This window comes from Pseudomonas sp. S2_F03 (genome assembly GCF_054668335.1).
This window is the reverse complement of record NZ_CP162759.1, coordinates 6,060,543-6,074,860: the sequence shown is the minus strand read 5'-3', so window position 1 is coordinate 6,074,860 and position 14,318 is coordinate 6,060,543. Positions and strand designations below refer to the sequence as shown.

At 59.7% G+C, this 14,318-nt stretch carries 2 protein-coding genes and 9 pseudogenes; 6 read left to right on the top strand and 5 right to left on the bottom strand.

What is annotated here, in order from left to right; translation table 11 throughout:
* Positions 1-2 precede the first annotated feature (2 nt).
* From AB4N76_RS28605 to AB4N76_RS28595, 3 genes and pseudogenes are all read right to left on the bottom strand, one after another.
* Positions 3-1,623: pseudogene (locus AB4N76_RS28605) on the bottom strand (mechanosensitive ion channel family protein).
* A gap of 267 nt (positions 1,624-1,890) precedes the next feature.
* The gene (locus tag AB4N76_RS28600; protein WP_460163862.1) at positions 1,891-2,091 is read right to left on the bottom strand and encodes a YbdD/YjiX family protein; all 201 of its coding nucleotides are present in this window, start codon (positions 2,089-2,091) and stop codon (positions 1,891-1,893) included.
* Complete coding sequence (locus tag AB4N76_RS28595; protein WP_046027285.1) at positions 2,081-4,141, bottom strand: carbon starvation CstA family protein; 2,061 nt, start codon at positions 4,139-4,141, stop codon at positions 2,081-2,083. Before AB4N76_RS28595 ends, AB4N76_RS28600 begins: the two co-directional genes overlap by 11 nt.
* A 400-nt stretch (positions 4,142-4,541) precedes the next feature.
* On the opposite strand from AB4N76_RS28595, the pseudogene AB4N76_RS28590 reads away from it, so the two are divergent.
* The 5 pseudogenes from AB4N76_RS28590 to AB4N76_RS28570 all read left to right on the top strand — a co-directional run bounded on the left by AB4N76_RS28590 (position 4,542) and on the right by AB4N76_RS28570 (position 10,350).
* Positions 4,542-5,910 (top strand): annotated as a pseudogene (locus tag AB4N76_RS28590) (cache domain-containing protein).
* A 33-nt stretch (positions 5,911-5,943) separates the two neighbouring features.
* Positions 5,944-6,574, top strand: a pseudogene (locus AB4N76_RS28585) (response regulator); the annotation flags it as partial.
* A gap of 79 nt (positions 6,575-6,653) precedes the next feature.
* A pseudogene (locus tag AB4N76_RS28580) lies at positions 6,654-8,210 on the top strand (efflux transporter outer membrane subunit).
* Positions 8,203-9,327, top strand: a pseudogene (locus AB4N76_RS28575) (HlyD family secretion protein). The pseudogenes AB4N76_RS28580 and AB4N76_RS28575 overlap by 8 nt, the downstream one beginning before the upstream one ends.
* Positions 9,317-10,350 (top strand): annotated as a pseudogene (locus AB4N76_RS28570) (DUF2955 domain-containing protein). Before AB4N76_RS28575 ends, AB4N76_RS28570 begins: the two co-directional pseudogenes overlap by 11 nt.
* On the opposite strand, the pseudogene AB4N76_RS28565 reads toward AB4N76_RS28570, so the two are convergent.
* A pseudogene (locus tag AB4N76_RS28565) lies at positions 10,335-10,789 on the bottom strand (hypothetical protein). The pseudogenes AB4N76_RS28570 and AB4N76_RS28565 overlap by 16 nt on opposite strands.
* 206 nt (positions 10,790-10,995) lie before the next feature.
* Here AB4N76_RS28565 and AB4N76_RS28560 point away from each other — a divergent pair.
* Positions 10,996-13,393: pseudogene (locus tag AB4N76_RS28560) on the top strand (DUF3772 domain-containing protein).
* Here AB4N76_RS28560 and AB4N76_RS28555 read toward each other — a convergent pair.
* A pseudogene (locus AB4N76_RS28555) lies at positions 13,394-14,300 on the bottom strand (helix-turn-helix domain-containing protein). It lies immediately after the preceding pseudogene.
* Positions 14,301-14,318: the final 18 nt, after the last annotated feature.

Below are 14,318 nucleotides of genomic sequence, written 5' to 3'. Positions count from 1 at the left end.
TATCAAGGTTCCTTCGGTTCTTGCGCGGGCGCCGTAAACCACTTGTCTCTGGGCACCCATTTTTCATCTTTTGGATCGCCCAGATAATGCGGCGACATGATCTGTACGCCGTGTTCGTTGAACACATCCTGAATATTGGCGTGCAGCATGCTGAGCAACACCGCGCGAGGTCGGGGCTGACTGGGAATGGCCTGGGCCACCAGGCGATACTCGGGATAAAAGTCCGACAGCGCGGTTTGAAACACCTGCGCCGGCGGCACTTCAAGGACACCGGGGGTGCGTCTGGCGGCTTCCAGCAACATGGCCTCGACTTGCCGCCATGGCGTGTCGTACCCAATGGTGACGACGGTATCGACCACATAACCCGGACCTTGCACGGTGCGCGAATAGTTCTTGGTAACCGTGCCGGTGATCATCGAATTGGGCACGGTCAGCACTTCGCCCAGACCGGTGCGAATGCGTGTGGTGAACATGCCCAGCTCCGTCACCGTGCCTTCATATTCGCCGATGCGCACGAACTCACCGGGGCGCAGCGTGCGCGTGTAGGTCAGGATCAACCCCCCCCCCCCCCGCCGCCGCCTGGCCAACCACGCTGGAAGCCCCCAGCGAAATCATCAGGCCGATCAGCACCGACAAGCCTTTGAAGGCATCGGTGCCAGCGCCCGGCAGATAGGGATAGGCCATGGCCAGGGCGAACAGCCAGATGGCCAGTGATGTGAGGCGCTGGGTCGGTTGCAGGGTCTCGGCGTTCAACCAACTGAGGGTGCCGGGGGCGGCCATGCGACGCAGAACCCGGCGACTGAATGCGGTTGCACCCCGAGCGATAAAGTAGATGGCCAGCGCCACACCCAGACCGGGTATGGCACCGACGATCCCTTGCAGCAGGTACTCGGCGACTTCCAGCAGATAGTTGTTGAGGCTTTCGCCCCATGGCCGGGTGTAGGGGAAACGCGACAGGACAAACCCCAGCCATTCATACGTGAGCAGCAACACGACTGCCCAGCGCAACACCTCCAGCAAACGGGTGACCAGCGGATACAGGTAATTGGCGTCAACCAGTTGGACGCGCCCTACTTTCAATGCCTGGGTATGCCGGTCCATCAGCTCGGGCAGTTTCATCATCATGCGCCGGCGCAGAGATGCCATGCCCCAGAGCAGCACAACATAGATGACCGTGGCCAAAGCCCCCACGGCCGCGGACCGGAGTATCAACTGCAAGCTGCGTGCTTCCTGGGTTTCGGCCACCACCAGACGCAGCTTTGCCGCCGCACTGTCGGCAGCCTCCTGGACCGAGGTGAATTCCACGTTGTCGACATCGTGAGGAGCAACGATAAACGCCCGCCGGGCCCCTAATAACACCAGGTAACTGTTCTGGATCGGGCTGACGGTAACGCTCAGATCACCGGTCTCATCCAGCGCTTCGCTGATCACCGCTTTGGCGCGCTTGACCCGTGTCGCCGGGGCCTCACCCAGAATCGTCGCGCGAAACACCATGATGCTGCGGTTGGCCACTTTAAGTTCAGCGGGGGGATCTACCACGTTGGGCGCGTCTTCAGCCCACAAGAGCACCGACCAGAACATCCCGAATACAGCCATCAAAATCGCGAGCGAACTGCTGCGCATGTGTCACTTCCTTACGTCACAACATTCAGGACTGAGGTTCGTATGGCAGCGTAGTTCAGCGATGAACGGTTGTCAGATTTGGGCTCAGGGCGGTTGTTGTGCTTGCCAGTTGCGCGGCGAGAGCCCGGTCCATTGTTTGAAATGACGGCTGAACACCGAAACATCGGCGTAACCCGGATTCAGCGTGAACGGTGCAATGGATGTTTATCCGTGACCATTAAAAAACCCGACCTCATCGGCCGGGTTTTTTATGTACTCACGTCGCTATCAACAGCAGCGCGTCTGTCCGTTCCCCTCCCCGTAACGGGCTTCCTGGCGTTCCCTGAAGAACACTTCGTAGCTCATCACCGGTTTATCCGGGTGTTTGTTCTGCATGTGCTCGACGTAGGTGTCGTAATCCGGCATGCCGACCATCAGGCGTGCGGCCTGACCAAGGTATTTACCGAGGCGACTCAGGTCATTGAACATGCGGGATGGCCTGGAATGGCGCTTCTTTATCCGTGCGTTCCTTGGTGCCCCAGGCGGCAATACCCACCTTGAGTGCAAAGAACAGAATGCTGAAGACCACGAACAGGAACAGCGCCGTCAGCGTTGCGTTGGTGTAGGCGTTGTAGATCACATGTTGCATCTGATCAATGCTCTTGGCCGGGGCCAGTACCTGACCGTTGGCCAGTGCATCGCTGTATTTCTTGGCCAGCGCCAGGAAACCGATGGCCGGGTTGGCATCGAACAGCTTGATGAAGCCCGCCGTCACCGTACAGATCAACAGCCAGACCGCCGGCAACATGGTGACCCAGACATAACGCTGACGCTTCATTTTGATCAGCACAACGGTGGCCAACATCAGCGCAATACCGGCCAGCATCTGGTTCGAGATACCGAACAACGGCCACAACGTGTTGATGCCGCCCAGTGGATCGATCACGCCTTGGTAGAGCAAGTAACCCCACATCGCCACACAACCGGCGGTGGCGATCAGGTTGGCGGTCCAGGAATCCGTGCGTTTGAGCGCCGGAACGAAGGAGCCGAGCAAGTCCTGGAGCATGAAGCGACCGGCACGAGTCCCGGCGTCTACCGCGGTCAGGATGAACAGCGCTTCAAACAGGATCGCGAAGTGGTACCAGAACGCCATGGTGTTTTCACCCGGCAGAACATGGTGCAGGATCTGCGCAATACCGACCGCCAGGGTCGGCGCACCACCGGCACGGGCCAGGATGGTGGTTTCGCCGATGTCCTTGGCCACCGCTTGCAGCGCATCAGGGGTAATGGCAAAACCCCAGCTGCTGACGGTTTGAGCGACTGAGACAACATCTGCGCCGACCAATGCCGCTGGGCTGTTCATCGCAAAGTACACACCCGGCTCGATCACCGAAGCCGCAACCATGGCCATGATCGCCACGAAGGACTCCATCAACATGCCGCCGTAACCGATGTAACGGGCATGCCCTTCACTGGCCAACAACTTCGGCGTGGTGCCGGAAGCAATCAGCGCATGGAATCCCGAGACCGCGCCACAAGCGATGGTGATGAACAGGAACGGGAACAGACCGCCCTTCCATACCGGGCCGGTGCCGTCGATGAACTGGGTCAGCGCGGGCATTTTCAGCTCGGGCATGGTCACCAGAATGCCGATCGCGAGGGCGACGATGGTGCCGATTTTCAGGAAGGTCGACAGGTAGTCACGTGGGGCCAGAATCAGCCACACCGGCAACACCGCGGCCACAAAACCGTAGCCGATCAACATCCAGGTGATCTGGATGCCGGTAAAGGTAAAGGCCTTGGCCCAGACCGGGTCGGCGGCAATCTGCCCGCCCAGCCAGATCGAACCCAGCAGCAGCAACACGCCGACCACGGAGATTTCACCGATGCGACCCGGGCGGATGTAGCGCATGTAGATGCCCATGAACATCGCGATCGGGATGGTCGCCATCACCGTGAAAATGCCCCACGGGCTCTCGGCCAGGGCCTTCACGACGATCAGCGCCAGCACCGCGAGGATGATGATCATGATCAGGAAGCAGCCAAACAGCGCGATGGTGCCGGGGATGCGACCCATTTCTTCACGGACCATATCGCCCAGGGACCGACCGTTGCGGCGGGTCGACATGAACAACACCATGAAGTCCTGAACGGCACCGGCAAACACCACGCCGGCGATCAGCCAGAGTGTACCGGGCAGGTAACCCATCTGTGCCGCCAGTACCGGCCCGACCAGAGGCCCCGCGCCGGCAATGGCCGCGAAGTGGTGACCGAACAACACGTGTTTATTGGTCGGCACGTAATCCAGGCCATCATTATTGATGACCGCAGGCGTGGCACGATTGGGGTCCAGTTGCATCACTTTGGTCGCGATGAACAGGCTGTAATAGCGGTAGGCAACAAGGTAGATAGCGACGGCTGCGACTACGATCCAGAGGGCGTTGATCGCTTCGCCGCGGCGCAGGGCCACGACACTTAGCGCAATCGCTCCCAGAACAGCCACGGCAAACCAGGCGAGGTGTTTAGCCAGACGGGGCATAGCGTGTCTCCTGCCGACAGTCAGTGGACTGCGGCGGTAATTTTTATAATTGTGTCCGCGGTGCGGAGCTGGCCCAATATCCCCGCATGCCGTCTACAAATAAATCCGCGTTACTACGTATGTGGTTTCTACGTAGTTCTACGTAGATGCCACTGATCTATCTGTCGAAACGCAAAACCCTGTGGGAGCGAGCTTGCTCGCGAAAGAGGTGTGTCAGTCAACATCAAAGCCAACTGACGGATCGCTTTCGCGAGCAAGCCCGCTCCCACAGGGGGGTTTGCATTTCAACCGACTGACACCTCGGTCGGTGGTCATTCCGTCCAGCAGCGCTACTGGCCCAGCGTATCTTTGGCCTATGATGCCGGGCCTTCGCCTTCCCTCGGTCCGGTCAGGAGCCAAGATGCAGCTCAAACACAAAATCGTCGCGCTCGGGATTCTGCCGCTGGTATTGGCCATCGCGGTGATCTGCGCGCTGCTGATTTCGATGAACCGCCAACTTGGCGATCAACAGGCGCAGTTGATCGAAGACAGCATTCTGGCCAGCAAACGGGCCGAACTTAAAAACTACGTGGAAATGGCGCAAAGCCTGATCGCGCCGCTGTACGACGACGGCCACGGTGACGCGAACGCCCAGCAACAAGTGCTGGCAGAACTGCGCAAGCTCAGCTTCGGCATCAATGGCTATTTTTTCGTCTACGACCGCGAAGGTCGCAGCCTGATGCACGCGCGCCAGACCGAACTGGTGGGCAAATACCTGTGGGACATGAAAGACCCGCACGGTTTGCCGGTGATTCAGGCGCTGCTGAAAAGTGCCCAATCGGGCGAAGGTTTTCAGCGCTACGCCTGGAACAAACCGTCCTCCGGCCAAGTGACCGACAAGCTCGCATACGTGGTGATGCTGGACCGTTGGGGCTGGATGATCGGCACCGGCATTTACCTTGAGGACGTGGAGCGCGCCACGCAGCAGGCCCGCGACGAAGTGGCCATGGGTATTCGCAAAACCATGCTGGCGATTGCCGTCGTGGCACTGGTGGCGGTGCTGTTTGTGTTCGCCAGCGGCATGACACTGAACGTCAGTGAACATCGCCTGGCGGATAAAAAGTTGCAGCGCCTGACCCAGCGTATCGTCAGCCTGCAGGAAGATGAGCGGTCTCGGGTGTCCCGTGAGCTGCACGACGGTATCAGCCAGTTGCTGGTTTCAATCAAGTTTCGTTTCGAGCTGGCCAGCCATCTGCTGGAAAATGAACAGGGACATGACAAGGGTTTGAGCACGTTAAAGGACGCCACCGAACGCCTGGGCGAAGCCATCGGTGAGGTCCGCAGCCTCTCGCACGACTTGCGCTCTTCCTTGCTCGACACCTTGGGCCTGCGCGCGGCCATCGGCCAGCTCGCCGCCGAATTCGAGCAACGCAGCGGTCTCAAAGTGACTTACGACGACAATGAGTTCGATTGTCACCTGGTCGATGGCGCGGCGGTTGCGCTGTTCCGGATCGTGCAAGAAGGCCTGACCAATATCGAACGCCACGCCCAGGCGAAAAACGTGTCCATTACCCTGCTCGGCGCGGGAGAATCGGTACGACTGAGCGTGGTGGATGACGGCATCGGTTTCAACGTCGCCCGGGTCGAACGTCGCCACGCGGGCATCGGCTTGCGTAACATCCGTGAACGTGTCGAGCATTTTGGCGGTCGTTTCGAACTGGATATCGATGCCCGGAAGAAGTGAGCTGGACGTGCTGCTGCCAATGAAAGCGCCCGCAACGAAACGCTGACTCACCCCCAGACAACAAGAGTGAATACCCGCGATGAACCTGCCCTACCCGATCCGCGTTGCCCTGGTCGACGATCACGCCCTGGTCCGAGACGGAATCAAAGCGCTGCTGGCGGTCATGGCGCCCCTGGAAGTGGTCGGCGAAGCCGAGAGTGGCGCGCAGGCCATCGAGATGGTCGGGCGCTGCCAGCCGGACTTGTTGCTGGTCGACATCAGCTTGCGCGACATGAACGGGCTGGAGCTGACGCGTGTGTTGCGCAGCCAGTACCCGTCACTGAAGGTGCTGGTGCTGAGCATGTACGACAATAACGAATACGTGAGCGAATCCGTTCGTGCCGGTGCCAGCGGCTATGTCCTGGAAAAACTCACCGTCGCGGGAAATCATTGCGGCCATCGAAGCCATTGCCAGCGGCGGCACGTTCTACAGCGCCGAAATCGCGCAGCGGCTGATCGCCGATAAAAGCTCGGACAACGAGCTGACGCCGCGCGAAAGCCAGGTGTTGTACAAAATGGCTCAGGGGCTGAACAACAAGGAAATGGCCCGCGAACTGGACATCAGCGTGCGCACGGTCGAAACCCATCGCTTGAGCATCCGCCGCAAACTCAACATCGACAAACCTGCGGCGCTGGTCAAGTACGCGATCGATCACGGGATTATTTCCCGCAAGAAAAAGCCAACGCCGGCCTCGACAATGCGCTCGGGCGTCTATGCTCCAGAGAACTTTCTTGGCTGGACTCTGGACAATGCCTCCAAGCCGATCCCCTTCGACACGCCCGGCCCACCTCATCCTCCTGGCAGCTCTGGGCCTGAGCGGCTGCATTCGTCTGGGACCGGACTTCCAGCCGCCGGCTGAGGAGTGGAGCAAAACATGGGACTCCCCTGCCCTTGAGCAATCCAGCCAACGTGGCGCCAATCCGGATCTGCGACAGTGGTGGCACATTTTCCGCGACCCGGTGCTCGATAAACTGATTACGCAAGCGGATGCCTACAACTCCAGCCTTAGAATCGCCGGGTTGAACGTCATGGAATCCCGCGCCCAACTGGGCATTGCGCAAAGCGGGCTGTACCCGCAACTGCAGCAAGCGAGCGCCGACAGCTTGTACGTCAAGCGTCACCAATACGGTGGCAACAACCCCAAGGACAATAATTTCTGGCAACACAGTGCCGCGTTTGACATCGGCTGGGAGCTCGACTTCTGGGGGCGTTTCAGTCGCGCCATCGAGTCGGCCGATGCCAGTTATTTTGCCGCCCAGGCCAACTACGAAGACGTTCTGGTATTGGTGCGCGCCCAGGTGGCGGATGCCTACTTTTCATTGCGCACCACGGACGCCCGTTTGCGCGTCGCGCGTGAAAACGCCAAGCAGCAAAAACGCAATTTCGAGATCACCGAAAAGCTGTTCAACAGCGGCCAGGACGCTGAACTCGATCTGCAACAGGCCAAAACCCAGTACTTGGGCACGCTGGCCACTATTCCCGGCCTGCTGGACCAATTGCAACGTACGCGCAACGCCTTGGCGGTGCTGATCGGGCAACCGCCGGGCACGTTGCCACAGGTGGTCGACAACGAAAGCCTGATCCCGCTGGTTGATCGCGCCGTGCTGCAAGATGTGCCCGCCACCCTGCTGCTGCGTCGACCGGATGTACGAGCGGCTGAACTGAACGTCGCGGCGCAAGGGGCGCTGATTGGCGTGGCCGAAGCGATTTCTATCCGTCGCTGACGCTGCTCGGCAGCATTGTCTGGTCGACCGATACGCTCCATGGCACGTCCAGCAGCCTGGACCTGGTCGGTGGCCCCAGTCTGCGCTGGAATGTGTTCGATCACGGGCAGATCGCCAACAACGTGCGCGTCCAGGACGCGCGGTTGCAGCAGTTGATCGAAGCCTACCGCGACAAGGTACGCCGGGCCGCACGCGAGGCCGATGATGCGGCCAACGGCCTGATCCAGTCACTGGAGAGCGAACGCATCCTGCGCGACGCCGGAGGGGCTGCCGAACGTTCGCTGGTGCTGGCCAGCGTCCAATTCCCGCGAAGGTTACGCTGACTTTCAGCGGGTGCTGGACGCTCAACGCGCGTTGCTCCAACAACAGGACAATTACCTGCTCGCACGCGGTAATGCAGTCAGCAATGTCATCGCCCTGTACAAGGCCTTGGGCGGCGGTTGGTACTCCGCCCTGCCCCGTGTGGACCCGGCCACCCGCCAGCTGATGGAAAAACGCACTGATTGGGGCAACATGCTGGATGAGCCCAACGCCGCGCTGCCCGCTTACCCGCTGCCTGACAAGGAAACTAGCCATGAGTGAAGCCTCGCAGCCCTCCCCCGACACCGCCGAACCGGTGGCGGCCGACCCGGTTAAAAAGGCATCAAGTGGGTGTTGATACTGATCATCCTGAGCCTGGTCTGGTACTTGCTGGCCGACCGTTTCACGCCGTATACGCAACAAGCGCGCTGGGCGCGCTGGTGATTCCGGTGGCATCGGAGGTCGCGGGTCGGGTGATCCGCGTGAACGTCCACAACAATCAGACCGTCAAGGCCGGCGACGTACTCTTCGAGGTGGACCCGGCCCCCTTCAAGATTGCCGTCGACCGTGCCCGCGCCGACCTGAAACAACACGCCGGCAATTAGGCGCCAGTACTGCGGGGATTGCCTCGGCGCAAGCGACTCTGCGCACCGCACAGGCCAATGAAACCAAGGCACGTCAGGAGAATCAGCGCCTTGAAGGGTTGTACCGTGAAGACCCGGGGACCATCTCCGTACGCGTGCTCGAAATGTCACGCACCACCCGCGACGCGGCAGTCAGTCAAACCGCCGCTGCTCGCGCTGAAGTAGAACGAGCCAAAGAAACGGAAGGCGGCGGCGAAGACGTCAACGCAAAATTGCGCAGCGCCGCTACGACCCTGTCAAAAGCCGAACTGGACCTGTCCAACACGCAGACACGCGCGCGTTCGGCAGGATTGATCACCGACCTGCGTACCGATGTCGGGCAATTCGCCTCGGCGGGCGGCCCGGTCATGACCCTGATCACCATTCAGGACATCTGGATCACGGCCGACATGACCGAGAACAACCTTGGTCATGTCGGGCCCGACACGCCGGTGTCCATTGTGCTCGATTCGATGCCGAGGCGACGTTTACTCGGGCCACGTACGTAGCGTCGGTTATGGCATCAGCGTCGGACAGCCAACCCCGCCCGGCACCTGCCCGGCATTCAAAACAGCCGGGACTGGCTACGCCCCGCACAACGGTTCCCAGTGATTATCGAGTTTTCCCAGGAGTCTATGAGCGCGCTGCTTGGCAGCGGTGGCATTCGTGCCGGTGGGCAGGCTGAAGTCATGGCCTTTACTAGCGAAGGCAGTCTGCTCAACCCGCTTGGCCGGCTCTATTTACGCCTGATGAGCTGGCTGTCTTATGCCTACTAAACGTACCCCACGGGAGCAGCGTGCCTTACGGCTGGCCACTGGCACGGCATTGTGCCTGGCGGTCAGTTTCGGCCTGGCGTTGCCCATTCCGTTTCTTGCGCCTGTGCTGTGCCTGTTGCTCCTGGCCTCGGTCAATCGACCGTTACCCTTCAAGGCCGCGATCGTTCTGGCACTGGTCGCGATGCTGACCACCGGCATCGGCCTGCTGCTCATCCCGATCCTGCGCTATTACCCGCTAAGCGGCGTGCTGCTGGTCGCGGTCAGCCTGTTTTTGGTGTTCCGCTGGGGACTCAGTGGCGGCAATAACCTGATCGTGACGTTGCTGGTGATGGGCCTGACCATGATCTCGTCGGCAGGCGTCGCCGAGTTCGACGCGGCGGCAATGGTCATTGGCGCGCTGGTCAAGGGTTTGTTAATGGCGGTGATGGTGATTGCGATCAGTCATTGGATGTTCCCGAACCTGCCAATGCGCCATCGCCCCCGGCCGCCCCACTACCGGTAGGTGAAGAAGCCAGTCGGATTGCGTTGCGAGCAACCTTGATTGTCTTGCCAACATTTCTACTGGCAATGATCGACCCGGCGAGCTACCTGCCGATCATTTTGAAAGCGGTCGGCCTGGGTCAGCAATGCAACACGACCAGCGCCCGCAATGCCGGTCGCGAACTGGTCGGCGCGACCTTGCTCGGCGGTTTGTTGGCCATCCTGTTTTGGTGCGCACTGAGCCTGTTTGTGCACCTGTGGATGTTCTTCCTGTGGACCCTGCTGTTCGGCCTGATACTGGCGCGCAAGCTGTATGCCCTGAGCCCGAGCCGGTTTGGCCCGGGATTGTGGCTCAACACCTTTATCACGTTGATTATCCTGCTGGGCCAATCAGTGCAGGACAGCGCCTTGGGCAAAGACGTCTACACCGCCTTCGCCGTGCGCATGGGGCTGTTCATGGCCGTCACGTTGTACGCGTACCTGATGGTTCGGTTGCTTGACCGTCCAGTACAAACACAAGCTCAAGCTCAAGGGTTGACCTGATAGCCCTTGCCTTGCAGGCACCTGGTATAGGCCGTCGACGTGGTGGCGGCGCTCGTTTTCTCATTTTCCCGACGCTCCTGACGCTGACGCGAACCACCCACCACGACGCCCGCCGCTGCGGCCCCTTTGGCCTGGTTTTGGCGATATTCCTGCTTCACCTCGCTGTTGGCATTGTCATAAAACTCGTCATGCTGACGTCCACGTACATCTGCCCCGGCGGCCCCGGCGGCCGCACCCACTGCCGCCCCTTGACCCTGCCCCCGGAAGAGGATGTATTAGTGGACGCCGTCTGACTGGCAGCCACGCTATGGCACTCGTTAATGTCCAACTGGGTTTGTTGCGAACTCTGGCCTTTGGTCGGCACTACGGTTTCAGCCCAGCCCTGGGCAGACGAAACCGACAATGCGACACACAGGCTGATGGAAGACAACGTATGCATGATCACCTCCCAGTGTGGCACCGAGCAGACCGTTGACCACGGGCCCCGCACTTTATTGAGCAACTTGAAGTGTAGTTCAGCCATCACACCCGCCTGAGGGTCATTGAGAGTCGGTCGCGGCCGGCCAACATGAAACTTTTCGATCGTTTTGGCCTGATGACCTAACCTCAAGGGTTGAGTGAGCCACAACGGGGCCGGGCACGCCTATGCGTCATGCATTGATGTCAGCGATTTTCGTCGCGCTTACGCTGCTGCTGCAAAGTGGCGCTCGCGCTGTCCGCCACCGATCCTCCGGCGTCTGCAGTCATTACACCAGACCCTGCGGCGTCAGAGGTGTCACCCCTCCGCATTGCAAGACCTGCAAATGCGCCTGGACCAGATTAAACAGCAGGTTTCCTTGGCCAATAACGTCATCATCGATGTTCGGCCTGCAGGATTCCGTTCAGTTGTTTATCAATGACGTGGACAGGCTGCAATCAGCGCTGCTTCCCGAACAAAAGCAATTGCAAGCCCAGCTGGATGTATTGAGCGGCCCCGTCTCGCTCGGCGGTGTCGCAGTAGAGAAATCGGATATCACCACGCAAAGAACCGATCTGACCGAGCAGAAGAAAAAAGTCGATTTCAGCCTGCAAACCCTGGCAGCACTCAGAGCCAGCGCCCTCGATCTGATGACTCAAATTGCCGGCATTCGGCGCAGTCTGCTGGAAAGCGAAGTCACCCTTCGCAGCGGCAGCATCCTGGGGCTGGAGTTCTGGCAGCCGTTGATTCACCCCAACAGGGAAGATCGCCTGCGACTCAGGGGATTCATTCAACAGGTCAGCGACACCCTCGCGGCCGCCTGGCAACCCGGCGAACGCCTGTCGGCTGTCCTGCTAATCATGCTCGCCCTGGCCATCTGGTCCTTGGGGGCGCAAAGTGGCTGATCGCGGGCTGACCTGGATTTGCATCCATCGCATACCGGGCCGGGCGATTGCGTCGAAGCACGCTGGCACTGGCGTCGGTCGTGGCAACATTGTTGACCGCCATCTGTGCAGTGCAATTGTTGTTTTATGCCGCTCACGCGACAACTGCCACTGTCGCCGATGATCCAGAACTTTGCCGAGGAACTCGAAAGGCTCATTTACACCCGCGTCCTGATCACCGGTTTAAGCCGGGCATTGCTGGCGAACCAGCATCCCTCCTGGCGGCTGCCCGCTATCTCCGACTCCGTTGCAGAGGCCATCAAACCCTATCCCAGGGTGTTGGCCGCAGCCTTGCTCGGGCTGGTATCGGCGGCCCAGATCACCAACGTAACCGGCATGAGCTCCTCCGCAATACTCTTTGGGCGAGGCCTGATCGCGTTGGTGGTCACGTTGATTCTTATCCTCTTGTTCCGTCGTGCCAGCCATGCGCGCAGGCTTGCGGTGGCCTCAGGAGACACCACTGAAATCGGGCACCGCCGTTGCCGGCCTGATTTATACCTGCACCATTGTTGCGTTGGTGGTTTCGATGTTCGCCCTGCTGATCGGCTATGTCTCGCTGGCACGGTTCATCACTTATGAGCTGGTCTGGGGGTTCGTCATCCTGTCAGGCTTTTACATGTTGATTCAGTTGCTCAGGGACAGCTGCGAGTACCTGTTTTCGCCCAAGACGCCCAGTGGAAAGTCGATCAAGCAATTGCTTGGAGTTGGCGATGTTCGCCTTGAGCAAATGTCGATTATCTTGTCCGGGGTCGGTCGTGCAGGTTTGCTGCTGTTGGCGGTCATTTCGCTGTTTGTCGGCGGGGTTGGCACCACACTCGAGCAACTGGTGACCCAAATGCTGTCCATTCTTGGCGGCGATGGTTTGCGCAAGCTGAACATCATCCCCGGCCATTTGCTCAACGCAATCCTGGCGCTGATGGTCGGTGTGTACCTGATTCGAGCCTTTCGCCGCTGGCTGGATGACGAGTTCCTGCCCAAAACCGCCATGGACCCCGGTATGTGCGCCTCGTTGAGCACACTGTTCGCCAACATCGGTTATGCGTTGGTGATACTGCTGACGTTGTCGTCACTGGGCATCAAGTGGACCAACCTGGCCTGGATTGTCAGTGCCCTGTCGGTGGGGATCGGTTTTGGCTTGCAGGAAATCGTCAAGAATTTCGTCTCCGGCCTGATCCTGTTGACCGAGCGTCCGGTCAAGGTCGGCGATCTGATCAGCATCAGCGGCGTCGAAGGTGACATCCGCCGAATCAACGTCAGGGCCACCGAAATCCAACTCAGCGACCGCTCGATTGTCATCGTGCCCAATTCCCAATTGATCTCGCAAAACCTGCGCAACGTCACGCTGGGCGGCAGTGCGCAAGGGGTGGCGAGCCTCGAGATGATGTTCCCGCTGGATATCGACCCGGAGCAGGTACAAAACCTGCTGTACGACTGTTATCGCGAGAACGAAACCATCCTCGAAAAACCGGCGGTCTATGTGCGATTCAGCAAACTGTCGCCCGACGGCATCACCTTGACCGTGACCGGTTACGTCGCCAGCCCGAGAATTGTCGGCATCACCAAAAGCGACTTGCTGTTCGAGATTCTGAAACGTTTGGGTGCGGCGGGCATTGAACTGGCCAAACCGTCGTCCCCGGCTTGATCAACGCAGGCTGCCGCGCTTGAGTGTTTCGCTCGGAGCTCTTTGAACAGCGCCCGGTAACTCGCTGGAAAAACGCCCCAGATGCCAGAACGACCAATTCATCGCGACTTCGGCGACGGTGGTGTCGTTGGGCGTGCTGACCAGCAATTCACGGTGTGCACTGTTGAGCCGGCGCAGGCGCAACCAGTGAGTCGGCGTCATCCCGGTAAAGGCCTTGAAGGCATGTTGCAATTGGCGCAACGGAACCCCCGCGACCTGGGATAGCTCGAGCAGGTTGAGGGTTTCTTCCGGGGCGTCGGCCGCCCACTCGCCGATGCGTTTCATGATCGTGCGTTCTTCGGTGCGACGCTGCAAACCACCCCGGTCAAGACAAACACAGGCGTTGTCGAGGATGTACAAACAGTCCTCCAGCAACTGCTGCGTCAGGGCTTCCTTGCTCGGCGGGTCGAGGGTTGCTGCCAGTCGGGTCAGCGTGCCGCTCAACCAGCGGCTGAACAACGCGTTCTGTCCCAGTTCAGCGGCGACATGAACAACCCTTCCAGCCGCGCCACGTTCAAACCGTGTCGCTGAACGAAGTCGGGACCGAACACCACGGCGATTTCCTGGTAGTTCTCCGGGGTGATCCAGATGTTGCGGCTTTCGCCATTGAGCACGTACAGCGCGTTGTCACTGCGATCGAAACAGAACGCCAGTGAACCTTCGGGCGCGCTGAAATTCTGCTCGACCCGGGTGTTCATCTGCTCTTCGTAAATCTCCACCCCGTGCAAGTCGAGATAGCGCACTCGCCCGGCGAAATGCCTGGGGACATCTGCTGATAGTGCTGGACCCAACCCGGTGTAGCGCGGATTTGCTCGGCGACATCTTCGGTGTTGAACGCTTGAACCTGTATCGGACTGGACGCTGACATGGGTGACCTTACGCACTC